Genomic DNA, 18,418 nt, shown 5'->3' with positions numbered 1-18,418 from the left:
GCCGCTGCGCCCTGCGTCTCAGCGGAACCGGGCGCGAAGCTTCACGTCGGCCAGGGAGATCTCGTCTCCCTCCGAGAGCTGGCGGCGCCCCAGGATGAGCTCGTGGTTGAGCCATGTGCCGCTGCTGGAGGCCAGATCCTCGAGGAAGTAGTCGTCCCCCTCGCGAAGGATGACCGCGTGCCGACGGGAGAGGATGAGCGAGTCGGGCCGAAAATCACTGCCCTCGGTCCGACCGATGACAAAGCGCTCACCAGTCACCGGTATCTCCGCCCCCGTTCCGGTGACGAGATAGAGCTCGGGGCTCGTGTACTTCTCCAACGGTACGAGCACCACCTGCTCGCGCGAACCCACGGCCTGGATGAGGACCTGGAAGCGGAGGGGCTGGCCTGACAGCTGGAGCTGGAGCTGCCCTTCATGGCCTGCTCCGGCGCCGGACGCATGGCGCAGCTGGCGCAGCAGCTCCTCTCGGAGCTTCAGCGGGAACCGCATGCCCTCCCGCAGTCCCCCTTCCGTCTCGTATTGAACGACCATGCGGGTGTCCGTGGCCTCGATCCGGGCCTGGCTCGCCTTGTTCCGGTGGATGTCGCGCATCACCCCACGGATGAGCTTGCCGACGGGCCCCTTCAGCAGATCGGGCTCAGGCTCGGGCTCGGGTTCGTCGTAGCAGGCGACGACGCCCAGCTCCATGTAAGGCGCGTTCGCTTCATCCGCCCGATTCAGGGCCCTCTCGATCTCCTGCCGGGAAGCCAGCACCACCTCCACGTGGTAGCCCGTGAGGAACTTCACGTCGTCGATGGCATGGGTGTCGGCAGGGCGGCTCATGGCCACGAGGAGCGTGCTCCCATCGCGCCCCACGGGAATCAAGCCGTGCTTCCGGGCCACATCCATCGGCACCAGCTTGACGACGTCCGAGGCCGGCTCGGCGGCATCCAGGCGGATGGCGCGCAGCCCGTGCTCTTGGGCCAGGGCCTGCACCTGCTCGAAGTCCGCCGGGGAGTCCTTCGGAGCGGCGACCCACCGGGGCACCGCGACGCAGTGGCCTGCTCGAGCGTGCTCGGCGACCTCCTGCGTGCTCTGACACAGATACACCTGCTTCTGGCACTGGCTGCAGGAGCGAACTCCAGGCTCGGAGGTCTCCCGCAGGGCTTCCCACTGCTTCGGGCACCGGAACTGGAAGCGCACCTCACAGTTCTGGATGGGCTTCTCGTCCATGGCGGGCTCCCGCGAAACACGAGCCCTCCCAGTCTAGCCCGCCCGAGCCCTGCAACTCACTGGCAGGCGCCGCAGTCCGTCATGCAGTTGTTGGCCTCGGAGCCCGTGCCGCAGCTCTCGGACACCTGGCACACACCGTCACCACACACCGAGATTTCCTCCGGACGGATCCGCGTGGTGAGCGGCAGGTAGGTGCGGCCGTTGTACGTGCACTCCGTGTAGAACAGCCCGGACGGATCCAGCGTGCAGAGCTCATCGCAGCTCTCCACATGGACGATGGGGCTGCACTGGGACACCTGGGCACCCTCGAGGGTGGTGAGGCCGCAGGCGCGCGTGCTGCTCTCCCAGTCGTTCAGGTACAGGCCGTCCGTGCCGGCGAAGACGCCCTCGCCCGTGAAGAGGTTGCCGAAGAAGCACGCCTCACGCCGGCGGAAGGTCTGCAGTTCCTCGGAGCTGTAGGCAATGGGCTGCTGCCGAGCGGTGCGCCCCAGCACGGAGAGGGGCACGTGCATCCCATACTTGTTGACGTGGGCCGCCAGGCACGCGGACACCAGTTGCTGCTCCGCCTCGGTCATCTGCTGGCCACTGGCCCAATCCGGAGCCAGGCCCAGGCTGCCCTGCCACGTGTAGGTAGTACCCGTGGACGCATCCTGATAGCTGCGGCTCTGCCCCGCCGGCGCCGCGCACTTCACCACGTACTTCATCACCATGGAGTTCAGCGCCGTATCCTGAGCGAACCAGCCAGCGAAGTCGGCCGTCCCCAGGCCGTTCATCGCCAACCCGTTGAGCGTCACTCCATTCAACGTCACTCCGTTCAGCGTCACCCCGTTCTCCCCCGCCAGTTCCTGCTCGTGGGTGCTCGGGGCCTCGACGGTCCCGGTCGCGTTCTCCATGGGTCCACACGCCACGCTGCCCATGACCAGAACCAGGGTGGCCATCCGGCTCATGCGCTGCGTGTAGCTGATCCGCTTCGTAAGGAATTCCATGATTTTCCCCTCCTGGGTTTCGTAGGTGCCGTCCAACCAATGAGCGCATCCAACCAGAGGGGTCTGACAAAACAGCCTGGCCACAACGATCCGCTGGGGCAGCACCCCAGCAATCCCTGGCCGCAACCCACCACGACGGCGTCCTCCCCAGCCCTCCTCCGCGCTCCCCCCGGGATGCCCGGTGGAACACCGGACCCGTGCCGTCCTGTCCCTCGACCGTGACACTCCCTGCCAGGTCCTCTCCCAATTCCCGGAAACAAGGGGGCCACGCCTTCACCCATGTCCGACGGGTCTGACAGAATGAACCGGTGGTAAAGCACCGCTGAGGCGGCACCCTCCGGGGCCACGAACCGCCCCCACCAATCCAGCACGACGGAGGCGTCCAAATGCCGCTACCCTGCGAACTCCGGCGCTTGGAGGGAGAGCCTCTCCTCCCGGCGCGAGCCACTCCTTCTTCTCAGGGCCGCCCTGCAACCGCCCCGCCTCGCCATGCCCGCGCGAACCCTGTCTCCCGCCGGTGACACCTTGGGGAGTTCCCCCCCTCCAGGTCCCCTTCCGGTCCCTACCGGCACGGTGGTCTTCGTCTTCACCGACGTGCAGAGCTCCACGCAGCTGTGGGAGCAGTGTGGCGAGGCCATGCAGGCGGCGCTGGACGTACACAACCGGGTGCTGCGCGCGCGGCTGTCCACGACCCCTGGCTATGAGGTGAAGACCCAGGGCGACTCCTTCATGGTGGCCTTCCCGTCCGTCACGGAGGCCGTGCGCTGGTGCCTGGAGGCGCAGGAGGCGCTGCTGCAGGCGCCCTGGCCCGCCGCGCTGCTCGCCCATCCCCAGGCCGCCGAGGAGCGCGGGCCGCAAGGGCGTGCGCTGTACCGAGGCCTCCGCGTCCGCATGGGTGTGCACCTGGGGCAGGCCGAGTGCCGCATCGACGAGCACACCGGTCGGGCCGACTACTTCGGCCGCACGGTGAACGTGGCGGCCCGCGTGTCGGATGCGGGCCACGGGGGGCAGATCCTCCTGAGCGGCGCGGCCTGGTCCCAGCTGGCCCACCGACTCGACGAGGTGGGCCACCCCGCGGTGCGGGCCCTGGGGGAGTTCCGGTTCAAGGGCATCGAGGAGCCCTTCACCTTGATCGAGGTGCTGCCCGCCTCCCTGGCGGACCGGAGCTTCGGCCCTCAACGGGCACTCGAGGAGCGACGCGGCAACCTCCCCTCCGTCACGGGCGCGCTGGTGGGGCGCGAGTCCGAGCTCGCCGTCCTGCGGCAGCGGTTCCAGGAGGGCGCACGGCTCGTCACCATCCTGGGGCCTGGCGGCATGGGCAAGACGCGCCTGGCCACGCACTTCGGAAGCACCCAGCTGAACTCGCAGCAGCACTGGAGCGGAGGCGTCTGGCTGTGTGTGCTGACGGAGGCCACCAGCGCGGGGGACATCTGCCACGTCGTCGGCCAGGCGCTGGGCGTGGATCTCACCCACGGCGGCAAGGAGGGGGAGCCCGCGGAGCAGATCGGCCGCGCGCTGGCGGGCCGGGGGCAGGTGCTGCTCATCCTCGACAACATGGAGCACCTCATGAGCCACACGTCGGCCACGCTGGGCCGATGGATGGCGCTGGCGCCCGACACGCGCTTCCTCGTCACCTCGCGCGAGGCCATGCGCCTGCCCGGTGAGTGGGTGCTGGATCTGGCCCCGCTGGGACTGCCCGCGGAGGACGAGACGTCGCTGGAGGCCATCTCCCGCTCGGACGCGGTGCGCCTGTTCGTGCAGCGCGCACAGGCAGCCCAGGGAGACTTCGTGCTGACAGCGCAGGAGGCCCCGCACGTCTCCGAGATCGTCCGCCGCCTGGATGGCATCGCGCTGGCCATCGAGCTGGCCGCGGCGCGCACCCCCGTGCTGGGGGTGGGGCAGATTCGCGAGCGCCTGTCGCGGCGCTTCGAGCTGCTGCGGGCGGGACGCCGGGATGCCTCGGCGCGACAGGCCACGCTGCGAGGGGCCATCGACTGGAGCTGGAACCTGCTGGAGCCCGCCGAGCGCCAGGCCCTGGCCCAGTGCTCGGTGTTCCGTGGCGGCTTCACCCTGGAGGCCGCCGAGGTGGTGCTGGAGCTCCCCCCAGACAGCCCGGACGTGCTGGACGTGATCCAGTCCCTGCGCACCAAGTCGCTGCTTCGGACCGCGGCCATGGGGGACTTCACGGGGGAGCGGCGCCTGACCCTCTACGAGAGCGTCCGTGAGTATGCCTCGGAGCGGCTGGCGGAGCTGGGGGCACACACCGCGGTGGTCACCCGGCATGCGGACTTCTTCCTGGGGCATGCCCGCATGCTCATCCGCCTGCTGCATGGCAGCAGCGGCGGCGAGGCCCTGCGCCTTCTCTCGGCCGAACGCGAGAATCTGCTGGCCGTGTGTGACAACGCCCTGGCTCAGCGCCCGGTGACACCCGAGTCCCTGGACCGAGCGCTGGGCGGGCTGATCGCGCTCGAGCCGGACATGACGGCCCATGGTCCGATGGACCTCACACTCGAGCGGCTGGACCGGGCGTTGGAGCTGGCCGCCCGCTTCCCCTCGGACACACGGCTGCGTGCCGAAGCTCTCGCGGTGCGCGGCCGGGCCCTCCTGGAGCTGGGCCGGCTTGCCGCCGCTCGCGAGGATCTGGAAGAAGCGCGGAGAGCCTTCCATGCGCTGGGAGCGGCGGCGCAGGAGAAGCGCGTGTTGGTGGAGCTCTCCATGGTGGCGCGCCATGAAGGGGACATGAACGCGGCATGGACCCTGGTGCTGGAGGCTCAAGCACTGCCGTCGGACGGAGACCAGTGGCTGGAAGGTTACGCGGTCGGCAACCTGGGCCTGTTCGAGCTGTTTCGCAGCGGCGCCACGGCGGCAGTCCCCCACCTGCACGCGGCGCTGGAGCAATTCCGCAGGCTGGGAGACACCACCTTCGAGCTGACCTTCCTCATCAACTACGCCTTCGCCATCGGTGAGCTGGGACGGATGAGTGAGGCGGTTGCCCTGCTGGAGGAGGCACTGAGCAAGTCCACCCAGGTGGGTGATCGCTTCCGCCACGCTACCGCTCGATTGAACATCGGCTGTCTTCTGTTGGAGGAGGGGCGAGCAACCGAAGCCGTCGAGCACCTGGAGGCGGCAGTGCCCATCGGCCGCCAGTTCGGCAGCCGCGTGGTCGAGGCATGCGCGCGCGGCGAGCTGGGGCGTGCCTATCTGGCATTGGGCGAGCCAGCGAAGGCGCAGGCGCACCTGCGTGAAGCCATCGCCACCCTGTCCGAGGTGTCGCGCTGGCACATGCTGCGCTTCTCCGCCCATCTGGCCGCGGTGCACGCCGCGCTGGGCCAGGTTTCGACCGCGCAGGAGAGCTTCCTCTCGCTGGAAGCCACCCCCGAGCTGAAGGAGGACCCTGTCTTGACCGAGCTGGTGTCCCTGCTGCGCGCCGCGGTGGACCTGGCGAAGGCGCGCACGGAGGTCTTCTCCGCTCAGGCGGAGCAGTGCCTGGCGGCGGCGCGACAGCGGCTGGAGCGGGCGCGACGGGCTCCTCCAGCAGCGGCCTCCTCGGATCTGCGCAGCTCGCTGCGGCTGCTGGAGCAGTGGCTGCTCCGACCGAACCTCGTTACCGGGCCATGACTCAACGCTCGCGACCTGGCTTCGGGTGCATGGTGGCCATTGCCGCCGTATTGCTGATCGGCAGCTGCGGCCTGGCCCCGTTCCTCTATCTCACCTACCAGCGGCACCGCATCGACCGCTTCTGCGGCTCCATCACGAAGGGCGAGCCCATTGCCGACGTGAGCCGGCGGGCGCGCGAGCAGAGGTTCGACGTGCTCGACGCGCAGCTGCTCGACCCCGGGATGGGCGGAGAGCTGCTCGTCTCCACTGACTTCCTGCTCGCGCACCTCATATGCTCCGTGAGGCACGAGGGGCAGCGCGTGGACACCACCCAGCGCGGGGAGCTGTGGTGAGCCCTGCTCGCCCGCCTACGGCCAGGCGGAGGAGCCACAGGCCACCGAGACACAGGCGACGTCCACACCGGAGCAGGTGGAGCGCGTCGCGACGTCCGAGCAGGCGGCGAGCGCCGAGGTGATGTCGAAGCCCGCGCTGTCCACCGCGGGGAGCGCGCCCGCGCTGGCCGTGAGCTGGAAGCCCGTGCCCTCCTGGCCCACGGAGAGATCCGCGAAGGTGGCCAGTCCATCGACCGGGTTCACGGACAGCGTCCCGCTGAGCACGGCCCCGGCACTGCCCCCCCTGAGCGCCACCGTGACGGCAGGCATGGCGACGCGCGAGCGGTTGCCGAAGGCATCCGCCAGCTCCACCCGTACAGCAGGGAGCGTGGAGCTCACGGGACCGTTCGCGGGCTGGGTGACGAAGCAAAGCTGGCTGGGAGCAGCGGGGATGATCTCCCGGCCCAGCGTGGCCGTCAGCGACGCCACGGCGGTGTCCGCCACAGTGAGCTGCTGGAGGGTCGCGGCCGTCTTGAACAGCACATTGAAGGAGTGCCGCCCCTCATCGCCCTCGGTGAAGGTGTAGTCCTCGGGCAGCACGGCGGCCGGGTCCGTCGAGGTGAAGTGGATCGTCCCCAGGTAGTCCTTCGCCTCGTTCCCGAACGCATCCCGAGCCGACACCTCCACCGAGAACTCCTCCCCCGCCTCGAACGGGCCCGGGAGCGACGTCAGGACGGGCTGCGTCGCGGGGCCCAACACGACCGTCACCGGGACACTGGCCACCAGGGCCGGCTCCTCGGAGTCCGCCGCCCGGACCTCCCAGGTGCCCACCTGGTTCAGGGTGACGGGGAAGGTCTTCGCGCCATTGTCCGCCGCGGTGAAGGTGTAGTCCGGAGGCAGCACCGCCCCCGGAGCCGTCGAGGCGAAGCGCACGGTGCCACGGTAGTTCGTCGCCACATTGCCGAAGGCGTCCCGGATCGTCACTCCGGCGCTCAGCACGGTCCCCGCCACCGCCGAGGCCGGCAGGGCCAGCACGAGCTGCGTGGGCGGCGCGGGCAGCACCTCGAAGGTGGGGCTGAGCGCATCGGCCAGGCCGCTCGAGGTAGCCTTCAGCCTGTAGCCAGCCCCCGCCTGCTTCAGCACCACCCGCGGGAAGCGCGCGACGCCATTGACGGCATTGGCCGTCAGCGTGCCCTCCAGGCCCGCGGAAGCCGGCCCCGCCCCCAGCAGCAGGGAGACCTCGGCCGACGCGCCCACCACGGTGCGCCCCAGCCCATCCTGGATGGCCACCTCCACCTCGGGCGACACCGCCTCACCGGCCGTCGCGGACAGGCTCGGCGTGAGGAAGGCCAGCTTCACCGCCGGAGGCGCCACGAAGGCGATGCTCGGCTGCTCGTCGAGCACCACCCCGCCACCATCGCTCGCCACGGAGACCGTCACCTGCTTGCTCCCCGCCTGGGAGGACACCACCGAGGCCGTCGTCACCCCGCTGGGATTGGTCGGCCCCGTGGGCTGGGTGACGGTGGTGCCGCCGCCAGACACCTCCACGGTCACCGTCCGCCCGGACAGGGGCTTCCCGGAGGCATCGCGCACGGTGACGGTGATCGTCACCCGGTCCGAGCCATCCGCGCGGACGCCCGTGGCGCGGTCCACCGCCACCGAGGAGCGGGCCGCATCCGGAGACGCTTCGGAAGAGGGAGGCGGCTTCGGGTCTCCCCCTCCGCAACCGACGACCAGACCCAGCCACAGGACACCCAGCCCGAGCAGCCGGGCGAGCGAGAACGAAGGAAGCGGCATGCACGACTCCCGAGGGCACACGGAGCCCCGCGGTGCGCGGAACGCCCCTGCGAAGCCCGGGTCCCTTCTAGCAGACCCGAGCAACCCCGAGGAGCCACCCCCAGCGCCGCAACCACCTCCTGGGAGGCGCTCAGCCGCCGATCGCCTGCATGATCACCCCCGAGCCCAGGAGCGACCAGCCGCCATCGCACAGCATCACCGAGCCGGTGATGTAGGAAGCCGCATCCGAGGCCAGGAAGAGCGCCAGGTTGGCGATGTCCGCCTTGGCGCCCATGCGCTGCAGCGGCAGGGTCTGGACGATCTTCTCGCGCGCGCCCTCGGAGGGCGCCAGCCGCTTCATGCCCTCGGTGTCGTCGATGGGGCCCGGGGAGATGGAGTTGATGCGGACGCCCGCCCCGCCCCACTCGATGGCCAGCACGCGGGTGAGCATGTCCACGCCGGCCTTGGCCGCGCACACGTGCGCCTGCATCGCCGTGGGGAGGAAGGCCTGCGGCGCGGAGATGTTGATGACGGAGGCGCCCGGCTTGCGCAGGTGCTCGAAGCCGGCCCGGCACGCGTTGAAGGTGCCCACCACGTCGATGTCCATCACCGCCTTGAAGCCGTTGGAGGACATGCCCAGCGCGGGCGCCGGGAAGTTGCCCGCCGCGCCACACACGAGGATGTCGATCTCCCCGTACGCCTCGTGCGCCGTCTGGAAGGCCTTCTCCACGGCGGCGTAGTCGCGCACGTCGGCGGGCACGCCCATGGCGGTGCCGTGGGCCCGCAGCTCCTTCACCGCGCCCTCGAGCTTCTCCACGTTGCGGCCGTTGATGACGACCTTGGCGCCCGCCTTCACGAAGCGCTCGGCGATGCCCAGGTTGATACCGCTGCTGCCGCCGGTGACGAAGGCCACCTTGCCCGCCAGCAGTCCGTCCTTGAATACCCCATCAGCCATGACTCATCTCCCCTGGAAGCGCGGAGGCCGCCGCTCCATGAAGGCCGAGAACGCCTCGGTCAGATCGATCGACTGCAAGAAGGCGGAGTTCCACACCGCCACGTAGCGCAGCCCGTCCTCCACGGACTTGTCCGCGCAATACTCCAGCACCTGCTTGGCGCCCTGGACGACCAGCGGCGGGTTCTCCGCGATCTTCCGAGCGGTGGCGCGCGCCACGGTGAGCAGCGCCTCGGGGGACTCGAGCACGTCATTGACGAGCCCCATCCGCAGCGCCCGCTCCGAGTCGAAGTCTCCCGCGGTGTAGGCCAGCTCGCGGGTGTGCCCCTCGCCGATGATGCGCGGCAGACGCTGGAGCGCGCCCAGGTCCGCGACGATGCCCACCCGCGCCTCGCGCAGGCTGAACTTCGCCTCCTTCGAGCAGTAGCGGAAGTCACACGCGGCGATGAGATCGATGCCGCCGCCGATGCACCAGCCCTGCACCGCGGCGATGACGGGCTTGCGGCAGCGGGCGAGCCCCTCGGTGGCGCCCTGCATCCGCTCGATGAGCTGGAGCAGCTTCGTGCGCTCGTACGCGGCGTTGTTCTCTCCGGTGATGAGCGGCCCGAGCGTCTCCAGCATCCCCGCCAGATCCAGCCCGTAGGTGAAGTGCGCCCCCTCGCCGCGCAGCAGGAGGACGCGCACGGACTCATCCGCGTCGAGCTCCCGGATCACCTCGGGCATCTCGCGCCAGAAGTCGGGGCCCAAAGCATTGCCCTTACCGGGGCCGATGAGGATGACTTCTGCGACCCCCTCCGCCTTCTCGATACGCAGTGACTGATACGCCGCGGCCATTGCGGTGCCCTCCCTTGCGGGCGGCACTTGAGCAGAACCCACGCAGCGACGTCCACGACTTCAGGTGATGACAGGAACCGGACCGCGCCGGTGTAGTCTGGGCCCGACTTCCTCTTCGGAGCCTCACCCATGTCCGCCAGTACCTGGCACGTCTTCGATCCCAAGTACCCCGACCAGATCCTGGCGACGCTGCGCTTCCAGCCCGGCGTCGCGGGCCAGTCGGGGCACGTCACCATCGAGGCGGACGGGCCGGACGTGCACGACTTCCTGATGCTCTACCTCGATGACCCGTTCAACCACCACCCGGTCTTCATCGAGGGCCTCGGCTTCCTCAAGGGCCCCCACTCGACCGAGTTGGAGCAGTTCGAGCGGGCCATCTCCCTGCTGGGCCGCTACTTCCCATCGTTCGCGGCCCGGCGCGTGGAGGGCAGGTAGCCCCTACCCCAGCTCGACCACCTTCATCCCGAAGAGCTTGTCCACCGCCAGCAGCAGCTCGTCGCTGACCTGGACCTTCAGGGCCGTGCCGCCGATGAGCGCCTCGGCCTCGCCCGGGAACAGCACGCTCACCGCCACCGGCGTCGCCCCCGTGTACTGCCTGGCGATTGCCGCCAGCTTGGACAGGCGCTCCTCGGTGAGCAGGTCCGCCGGCACGCGCAGCTCCAGCCGCTTCGTGCGCTTCTCGCGCACCGCCTTCAGGCTCTGGATGTCCTCGACGATGAGCTCGGCGGTCGGCGCATCCTCGTCGCGCTGGCTGATCTGCACGGAGCCCGTCACCAGGATGGGGTCATCGCCCTTGAGCAGCGTCTCCCAGTGCTCGTAGCCCGGCTTGGGCCCCGCCTTGGTCCACTTGCCGTCCTTGCCCATCACGTTCCGGGTGCCGTCCTTGCCCGGGAAGCACACCAGCTCGATGGAGCCTGACAGGTCCTCCAGCGTCACCCACGCCATGCGCTTGCCCGTCTTCGTGGGCCGCTCGCGCAGCGCGGCGATGATGCCGCCCACGGAGATCTTCTCGTCCCTGCGGGCGCGCTGCACCGCCGTCACCGGCCGGGCGTAGCGCTTGAGCTCCTTCTCGTACTGGTGCAGCGGGTGGCCGGACACGTAGAAGCCGATGGCCTCCTTCTCGAAGGCCAGCCGCTCCTTCTCCGGCCACTCCTCCACCGCCACGTAGTCGTCCTGGAGCGCGCTACCGCCACCGCCGCCCGCGGCCGGCCCCGCCAGCATCCCGAACAGCGAGCTCTGCCCGGCCGCCTTGTCCTTCTGGCTGGCCGAGCCGCGGTTCATCGCCTTCTCGATCGTCTCGAAGAGCTGGCGGCGCGGGCGCTTCTCGAAGTCGAACGCGCCGGCCTTCACCAGCGCCTCCATCACCTTGCGGTTCACGCGGCGGCTGTCCACGCGCTCGCAGAAGTCGAACAGGCTCTTGAAGGGCCCGTCCTTGCGCGCCTCGACGATGGCCTCGATGGCGCCCTCGCCCACGCCCTTGATGGCGCCCAGGCCGAAGCGGATCTTCCCGTCCACCGCGCCGAAGGCCATGTCCGACTGGTTCACGTCCGGCGGCAGCACCTGGATGCCGGACTCGCGGGCCTCGCCGATGTGGCGCACCACCTTGTCGGTGTTGTCCTTCTCGCTGGTGAGAAGGGCGGCCATGAACTCCACGGGGAAGTGCGCCTTGAGCCACGCCGTGTGGATGGTGACCAGGCCGTAGGCCGCCGAGTGGCTCTTGTTGAAGCCGTACTCGGCGAACTTCTCCATGAGGTCGAAGATCTCGCCGGCCACCTTCAGGTCGACGTTGTTCTTCTTGCAGCCCTCGAGGAAGCCGGCGCGCTCGGCCTGCATCACCTCGGCCTTCTTCTTGCCCATGGCGCGGCGGAGCAGGTCCGCGCGGCCCAGGGTGTAGCCCCCGAGCACTTGCGAGATCTGCATCACCTGCTCCTGGTACACGATGACGCCGTAGGTGTCCTTGAGCACCGGCTCCAGGGCGGGGTGCGGGTACGTCACCGGCTCGCGGCCGTGCTTGCGGTTGATGAAGACGTCCACCATGCCCGAGTCGAGCGGACCCGGCCGGTAGAGCGCGCCCGCGGCGATGACGTCCTCGAAGCAGGACGGCTTGAGCTTCATCACCATTTCGGTGAAGCCGCTGGACTCCATCTGGAAGACGCCGGCCGTGTCGCCATCGGCCATCAGCTTCCACATCTTCTCGTCGTGCAGCGGGATGTCCTCTCGCGCCAGAGGCGTCTCCCGCGGGTGGTTGCGGTTGATGAGATCCAGCGCGTTCTGGATCACCGTGAGCGTCTTCAGCCCGAGGAAGTCGAACTTCACCAGGCCGGCGGCCTCCACCTCGTCCTTGGCGAACTGGGTGATGAGCGTCTTCTCACCGGGCGGCTGGTAGACGGGTACGAACTCCCACAGTGGCTTGTCGGCGATGACGACGCCGGCGGCGTGCATGCCGGGCTGGCGGTGCAGGCCCTCCAGCGCGAGGGCGATCTCCAGCACGTCCTTGGTGGTGACGGGCTTGCCCTCCACCTCGCCGATGTTGGAGGGCTTCTCGATCATCTCCTTGAGGCGAGGCTCGGTCTCGATGGCCTCCTTGAGGGTGATGTTGAGCACCTCGGGCACCAGCTTGGCGATGCGGTCACCCTCGCTGAACGGCAGGGCGAAGACGCGGCACACGTCGCGCAGCACGCTCTTGGCCTTCAAGCTGCCGAAGGTGATGATCTGCCCGACGTTGTTCTCGCCGTACTTGCCGGAGACGTACTTGATGACCTCGTCCCGGCGGTCCTGGCAGAAGTCGATATCGAAGTCCGGCATCGACACGCGCTCGGGGTTGAGGAAGCGCTCGAAGAGCAGGTTGTACGGGATGGGATCCAGGTCGGTGATGCGCAGCGCGTAGGCCACCAGCGAGCCGGCGCCCGAGCCACGTCCCGGCCCCACGGGGATGCCATGCCGCTTGGCCCAGTTGATGAAGTCCTGGACGATGAGGAAGTAGCCGCTGAACCCCATCTTCTGGATGACGCCAATCTCCAGGGTGAGGCGCGCGCGGTAGGTGTCCGGGTCGAACTTCGCGCCGGCCTTGTGCAGTTCCTTGAAGCGCTCGTGGAGCCCCTCGAAGGCCAGCTCCGCCATGTAGCTGTCCGGGGTGTGGCTGTCGGGCACCTTGAAGGTGGGCAGCATGGGCTTGCCCAGCTTCAGCTCCAGGTTGCACTGCTCGGCGATGCGCTGCGTGTTGTGGACGGCCTCGGGGGTGTCCTTGAAGAACTCCAGCATCTCCTCGGGGCTGGTGACGTAGAGCTTGTCCGTGGAGTGCTTCATGCGCTTGCCGTCCGCCAGCGTCTTGCCACTGGCGATGCACATGAGCAGCTCGTGCGCCCGGGCGTCCTCGCGCTTGATGTAGTGCGCGTCCGCGGTGGCGCACAGCGGGATGTCCAGGTCCCTACCGAGCGTCTTGAGGTTCTCGTTGGCCTTGTCCTGCTCGGGCATCCCGTTGGACTGGACCTCGAGGAAGAAGTGGCCGGGCTCGAAGATGTTCTTGTACTCGAGCGCCGCCTTGCGGGCGTGGTCCATGTCCCCGCGGAAGCAGGCGCTCGTCACTTCACCGCCCAGGCACGCGGTGAGGGCGAAGAGCCCCTTGCTGTGCTCGGCCAGCAGCTTCTTGTCGATGCGCGGGTGGTAGTAGAAGCCGTCCATGTACGCCTTGGAGGCCAGGTAGCGCAGGTTGGCGTAGCCCTCGGCGTTCTGGGCGACGAGGATGAGGTGGTGGGCCACCTTCTCGGTGCGGTCCTCGCGGCCCTTGGTGCCGGCGACGTAGGCCTCCATGCCGACGATGGGCTTGATGCCGGCGTCCTTCGCCTTCTTGTAGAAGTCGATGGTGGCGAACATGTTGCCGTGATCGGTCACGGCCACGCTTGACATCCCCTTCTCCTTCACCGTCTTGATGAGGTCCTTCATCCGGATGGCGCCATCCAGGAGGGAGTACAGGGTGTGCAGGTGGAGATGGGTAAAGGACATGGCTGGTCGTAGGGCTGGCGAGAAGCGGTGGCGAACAATAGGAGTCCGGGCCGTGCGCCGCCAGTGCCGAAAATCAGGCCCGGGCTGGCTTCCTACTACGTCCAGGGTCGGCAGGCGAACAATGGACGTGACAGGTGGTGTGACGCTCGGTACGGCGCCCCGACTCACCTTCCTTGCTGGCCCCCCAGGCATAAGTCCCGGTATTCAGGACCATGGTTGGACCCTCCTGGGGAAGTAATGCCGATGCCCCCCGACTCGCCACCTTCTCCCGGCCGTTCCCTGGTGCTTGGCTGCCGGGCAGGCCTGCTCGTGTTTCTGGGCCTTTACACAGGGTGTGCCCTCTTCAACATGAAGCTGGGCTACCAGGGAAACGCCAGTCGCCTGATGGAGGACTGGGTGTGGAACGAGTGGCGGGGTGTGGTGCTGGCCCAGGTGGGCCGACTCATCCTCGCGTACACCTGCGTGGGGCTCGTGCTGGGGGCGGGGATGGGCGCGGGGCTGTGGGCTCTTGGGGCCAGCCGCCGTGGCGTGTTCTGGGGGAGCGCGCTCGCGTGCCTGACCGTTGAGGTGCCCCTGGTGCTGGCCGACATGGCGCACCATCCGCACTTGTATGCCGCCACGCTGTACGAGCGCGCGGGGTGGACGAAGGCCCTGCTGCTCGCCATGAGCGGGCAGTCCCCGGCGGCGTGGCGCGCGGTGGCGCTCGCGCCCGTGGCGGTGGCGCTGCTCGGGCTGCTGTTGCGCGGGGTGCGGCTGTCGGCACGCTGGGCGTCCGTGCCCGCGTTGCTGGCCCTGCTGGTGGGGCTCGGGCAGAGCCTCGGAGGATTCGCGAAGGAGCCGCGGCCCGCGCAGTCCCGGCCCAACCTCCTCATCCTCGCCTCGGATGGGCTGCGCCCGGACCACCTCTCCGGTAACGGGTATGGCCGCCCGACGTCTCCGAACATCGATCGACTGATGGGCGAGGGCACGCGTTTCCGGGAGACGGTGGTGCAGATGCCTCGCACGGCGCCCTCCTGGGCCACGCTCCTCACCTCGCAGTGGGTGGGACAACATCCGCTGCGCCACACGCTGGTGGGCCAGGCGGTCCGGGAGGTTCCGTTCACCACGTTCGCGAGCGCGCTCGGGGAGGCGGGCTGGCAGACGGCGGTGGTGTCCGACTACGCGGGGGACCTCTTCTCCCGCTTCCGCTTCGGCTTCCAGCGCGTGGAGGCTCCCGCCTTCAACTTCCCGGACCTCATCCGCCAGCGGATGCTCGTCACCCACGTGGCCCTGCTGCCCTGGACAGCGCTCGCGCCGGGACTGTTCCCCGAGCGGGGCCAGCTGCCCGAGCTGACCGACCCCGAGCCCCTGCGCCACGTGGCCCGGCGCACGCTCGAGGAGTTCCGGCCCGAGGCGCCCTTCGCGCTGCTCGTCTTCGCCTCCACGACGCACTTCCCCTATGCCGCGCCCTTCCCTCAGGAGGGCCGCTTCGTCGCGGAGGGCTACCGCGGCCCCTGGCGCTTCGGAGCCACGCCGCAGATGGAGCTTCCGCCGGGCGCGACACCTCCCACGCCTGAGGACAGCGCCGCCCTCGTGGGCAACTACGACGCCGGAGTGCTGGCCTTCGATGGGCTGGTGGGAGACCTGCTCGCGGAGCTGGAGCGCCGAGGGCTCGCGGACTCCACGCTGGTGGTGCTGCTGTCGGACCACGGCGAGCACCTCGCCGACGAGGGGCTCGGGCTCGGTCATGGTGAGCACATCTGGGGGAGCGCATCGCTGCGCATTCCCTTCGCGCTGCGCCTGCCGGGCCGTGTGGCGGCGGGGAGGACGGTGGAGCAGAGAGCCCGCTCCATCGACGTCGCGCCGACGCTGCTGGCGCTGCTCGGCGTGCCCGCGCCGGAGACCTTCCGGGGACGCTCGCTCGCCCCGCTCGTCGCGCCAGGAGCCGAGGCGGTGGAGCTGCCGGATGCCCCGGCGCTCATCGAGACGGACTTCTGGTTCTCCGATCGAGACGGCGAGCGCTACCAGCAGGTGCGCATTCCCTACCCCTGGGTCTACGAGACCGCGACGGTGGAGCCCTCGGGGGACATCGCCCTCAAGCCAGAGTGGGAGAAGACGGTGGAGGCCGCCAAGCACCGAGGCCTGTACCTGGGGCGCTGGAAGCTGCTGGAGCTGCCCACGCCCCAGGGCGTGAAGGTGGAGCTGTACGACGTCGTCGCCGATCCCGGAGAGAAGCACGAGGTCTCCGCCGAGCACCCGGACGTCGTGGCGCAGCTGCGTGAGCGGCTCGCCCGAGAGCGCCCGTAGGGCCCGGCGAGGGCCGGCGCACCCTTCATACTTCTTTACGAAGGGGACAAGCGCGCTCAATGCCCCCCAAGCATCTTCTGCATCGTCGCCATCACGGCGAAGCCGTCCACACGGGCCATGAGGCCCTGCCGGGAGAACACGTCATGAAGAAGAAGATTGCCGTCGCCGCCTCCGCCGTCCTCGCCGTCGTCCTGCTCAGTGGCTTCCGTGGCGGGGGCTGGGGCTTCCACCGGGACCCCGAGCGCATCAAGCAGATGATCACCTGGAGGCTGAACGACAAGCTGGAGGACATCGACGCCACGGAGGGCCAGAAGCAGGCCGTGCAGGGCGTGAAGGACCGGCTCTTCGAGGACGGCAAGCGCCTGGCCGAGGAGCACCAGGCCACGCGCCTGGAGGTCCTCACCCAGCTCGAGTCCGATGCCCCGGACGCGCAGAAGCTGCACGGGCTGGTGGACGCGCGCATCGACGCGGCGCGGGCCTTCGCCCACAAGGTGGTGGACGCCGCGCTGGAGGTCCACCGCGTCTTCACGCCGGAGCAGCGCAAGCAGCTGGCCACCGAGTACCGCGAGAAGATGGACATCCGCTGAGTGTTCTTGGCCAACACCCCGCTCCGGCTGGAGCGGGGTCAGTCGTGCCGCACTGAACGGCGCGGTGAGAGAAGGTGGGAAAAGCGGTAGGGGCCCACTATCTTCGGTCCGTGGAATACACGGATTACGCCCGCCGCCTGATGTCCTACTCCTCGCTCGCGGAGGTGGCCGAGTACGGCCGGGTGATGGAGGCCGGGAAGGAGTATCCCCTCTTCCGGCTCACCGTCCCCGGCTCGCGCTGGCTCGTCATCACCTCCGGGTTTCACGGGGAGGAGCCGGCCGGCCCGCTGACGCTGGCGGAGAGCTTCGCGGAGATCGTCGCCTACGCGAAGGCCCGGGACGTGGCGCTGCGCGTGTATCCGTGCATCAACCCCTCGGGCTTCGAGGTCGGCACCCGCTACAACCGCAGCGGTGAGAAGCCGAACAACGACTTCCTCCGCTACGAGGTGACGCCCGGCGCGTGGAAGGGGGAGCTGACTCGCGGAGAGTCGTTCCTGCGCTGGGTGCTGTACGACGGTGGGCCCAAGGAGACGCGGGCGGTGCGCGCGGACATCGACCGGTTCGCGCCTCCGGCGGCGGCGCTCGACATCCACCAGGACAACTACCTGAGCATCGCCGCGACGTACGCGTACACGTTCGGGGACTCGGCGGCGTACCGGCCGATGGTGGAGGCGGCCGCGAGCCACGTCGCGGTCATCCGCCAGCAGAAGGTGGACGAGCACAACCACACGGACGCGGATGGGCTCATCCAGTTCCATGACGGCAGCGTCACGGACTACTTCATGCGAAGGGGCGTGCCGTATACCGCCGCGCTGGAGACGACCACCCGGACTCCGCTAGCTTCCTGCCACGCTGTGAACCTCATCTGGATCCGCGGCTTCATCGACCTGGCCGCGCGTGGAGGAACGTGATGGAACGCCGCTCCCTGGGAAGTACGGGCCTGCAGGTCTCCGCGTTGGGATTCGGGGCCGGGCCCGTGGGGGATGCGGCGCTGTCGGAGGATGAGGCGGCGAGGCTGCTGCATGGTGTGCTGGACGCCGGGGTCAACCTGATCGACACCGCACCCAGCTACGGACTGTCCGAGGAGCGGATTGGCCGGCACCTGCAAGGGCGGCGCGGGGAGTTCGTGCTCTCGACGAAGTGCGGGTACGGCGTGCCGGGGGTGGAGGACTGGACGGGGCCGTGCATCACGCAGGGCATCGAGCTGGCGCTGCGCCGGATGCGCACGGACGTCATCGACGTGATGCACTTCCACTCGTGTCCGGTGGACGTGCTGGAGCGTCCGGGCGTGGTGGACGCGCTCACCCGGGCCGTGGAGCAGGGCAAGGTCCGCGTGGCGGCGTACTCTGGAGACAACCACGCGCTGGAGCACGCGCTGAACATGGGGCGGTTCGGGTCGGTGCAGGTGTCGGTGAACCTGTTCGACCAGCGGGCCATCGACTGGGGAGTGGCGCGGGCGCGGGAGCGGGGCGTGGGGGTGATCGCCAAGCGACCGCTGGGGAATGCGCCGTGGCGGTACTCGGAGCGTCCGGGGGCGCAGGATGTGGCGCTCTACTGGGAACGGATGCGCCAGATGGCGCTGGATCCACAGGGGATGGACTGGAGCGAGTTCGCGCTACGCTTCGCGGCCTACGTTCCGGGAGTGGCCACATGCATCGTGGGCACCACGCGGGTAGAGAACCTCCAGCGCAACGTGCAGGCCCTGGGGCGCGGGCCCCTGGCGCCGGAAGTCGTCACGCGGATTCGCGACGCGTTCCGGCGCAATGATCACGGGTGGGACGGGCAGATCTGAGCCAGGTGACGAGAGGGACGCCCCCTAAGTTGGTCCGAAGACGTTCTTGCATCCTGGAGGAA

At 69.2% G+C, this 18,418-nt stretch carries 13 protein-coding genes; 7 read left to right on the top strand and 6 right to left on the bottom strand.

Translation table 11 applies throughout. The annotated features are described in order from the left end of the window. Positions 1–18: 18 nt before the first annotated feature. Both KY572_RS35400 and KY572_RS35395 read right to left on the bottom strand, forming a co-directional pair. Positions 19–1,212, bottom strand: coding sequence for a GspE/PulE/PilB domain-containing protein (locus tag KY572_RS35400; protein ID WP_224248106.1), 1,194 nt, complete (start codon positions 1,210–1,212; stop codon positions 19–21). A gap of 56 nt (positions 1,213–1,268) precedes the next feature. Next, positions 1,269–2,198 (bottom strand): hypothetical protein, encoded by a 930-nt coding sequence (locus tag KY572_RS35395; RefSeq protein ID WP_224248105.1) that lies wholly within the window; start codon positions 2,196–2,198, stop codon positions 1,269–1,271. A gap of 489 nt (positions 2,199–2,687) precedes the next feature. On the opposite strand from KY572_RS35395, the gene KY572_RS35390 reads away from it, so the two are divergent. Continuing rightward, positions 2,688–5,816, top strand: coding sequence for an ATP-binding protein (locus tag KY572_RS35390; RefSeq protein ID WP_224248104.1), 3,129 nt, complete (start codon positions 2,688–2,690; stop codon positions 5,814–5,816). Further along, a complete protein-coding gene (locus KY572_RS35385; RefSeq protein ID WP_224248103.1) occupies positions 5,813–6,148 on the top strand; it encodes a hypothetical protein in 336 nt (111 codons plus the stop codon). The genes KY572_RS35390 and KY572_RS35385 overlap by 4 nt, the downstream gene beginning before the upstream one ends. 15 nt (positions 6,149–6,163) lie before the next feature. On the opposite strand, the gene KY572_RS35380 is transcribed toward KY572_RS35385, so the two are convergent. The 3 genes from KY572_RS35380 to KY572_RS35370 form a co-directional block, all read right to left on the bottom strand. Further along, entirely contained in the window at positions 6,164–7,924 is a 1,761-nt protein-coding gene (locus KY572_RS35380) for an Ig-like domain-containing protein (RefSeq protein ID WP_224248102.1), read from the bottom strand. A 130-nt stretch (positions 7,925–8,054) separates the two neighbouring features. After that, positions 8,055–8,858, bottom strand: coding sequence for an SDR family oxidoreductase (locus KY572_RS35375; RefSeq protein WP_224248101.1), 804 nt, complete (start codon positions 8,856–8,858; stop codon positions 8,055–8,057). Between the two features lie 3 nt (positions 8,859–8,861). Beyond that, positions 8,862–9,689: a crotonase/enoyl-CoA hydratase family protein gene (locus KY572_RS35370; RefSeq protein ID WP_224248100.1), complete on the bottom strand. Its 828-nt coding sequence runs from the start codon at positions 9,687–9,689 to the stop codon at positions 8,862–8,864. Positions 9,690–9,818: 129 nt separating this feature from the next. Between KY572_RS35370 and KY572_RS35365 the strand changes: the two genes are divergently transcribed. Then, positions 9,819–10,124: a hypothetical protein gene (locus tag KY572_RS35365; protein ID WP_224248099.1), complete on the top strand. Its 306-nt coding sequence runs from the start codon at positions 9,819–9,821 to the stop codon at positions 10,122–10,124. Between the two features lie 3 nt (positions 10,125–10,127). Here KY572_RS35365 and dnaE read toward each other — a convergent pair whose 3' ends face one another. Further along, positions 10,128–13,691 (bottom strand): DNA polymerase III subunit alpha, encoded by a 3,564-nt coding sequence (dnaE, locus tag KY572_RS35360; protein WP_224248098.1) that lies wholly within the window; start codon positions 13,689–13,691, stop codon positions 10,128–10,130. Between the two features lie 348 nt (positions 13,692–14,039). On the opposite strand from dnaE, the gene KY572_RS35355 reads away from it, so the two are divergent. The 4 genes from KY572_RS35355 (at position 14,040) to KY572_RS35340 (ending at position 18,356) form a co-directional block, all read left to right on the top strand. After that, a complete protein-coding gene (locus KY572_RS35355; RefSeq protein WP_224248097.1) occupies positions 14,040–15,977 on the top strand; it encodes a sulfatase family protein in 1,938 nt (645 codons plus the stop codon). A 143-nt stretch (positions 15,978–16,120) separates the two neighbouring features. Next, positions 16,121–16,564 (top strand): Spy/CpxP family protein refolding chaperone, encoded by a 444-nt coding sequence (locus tag KY572_RS35350; RefSeq protein WP_224248096.1) that lies wholly within the window; start codon positions 16,121–16,123, stop codon positions 16,562–16,564. Positions 16,565–16,674: 110 nt separating this feature from the next. Further along, on the top strand, positions 16,675–17,475 hold the full coding sequence (locus tag KY572_RS35345; RefSeq protein ID WP_224248095.1) for a M14 family metallopeptidase: 801 nt from the start codon (positions 16,675–16,677) through the stop codon (positions 17,473–17,475). Then, positions 17,475–18,356 (top strand): aldo/keto reductase, encoded by an 882-nt coding sequence (locus KY572_RS35340; RefSeq protein ID WP_224248094.1) that lies wholly within the window; start codon positions 17,475–17,477, stop codon positions 18,354–18,356. The genes KY572_RS35345 and KY572_RS35340 overlap by 1 nt, the downstream gene beginning before the upstream one ends. The last annotated feature ends 62 nt before the right edge of the window (positions 18,357–18,418 follow it).

This window comes from Hyalangium gracile, assembly GCF_020103725.1.
GTDB lineage: Bacteria > Myxococcota > Myxococcia > Myxococcales > Myxococcaceae > Hyalangium > Hyalangium gracile.
This window is presented reverse-complemented; position numbering and strand designations above follow the sequence as displayed.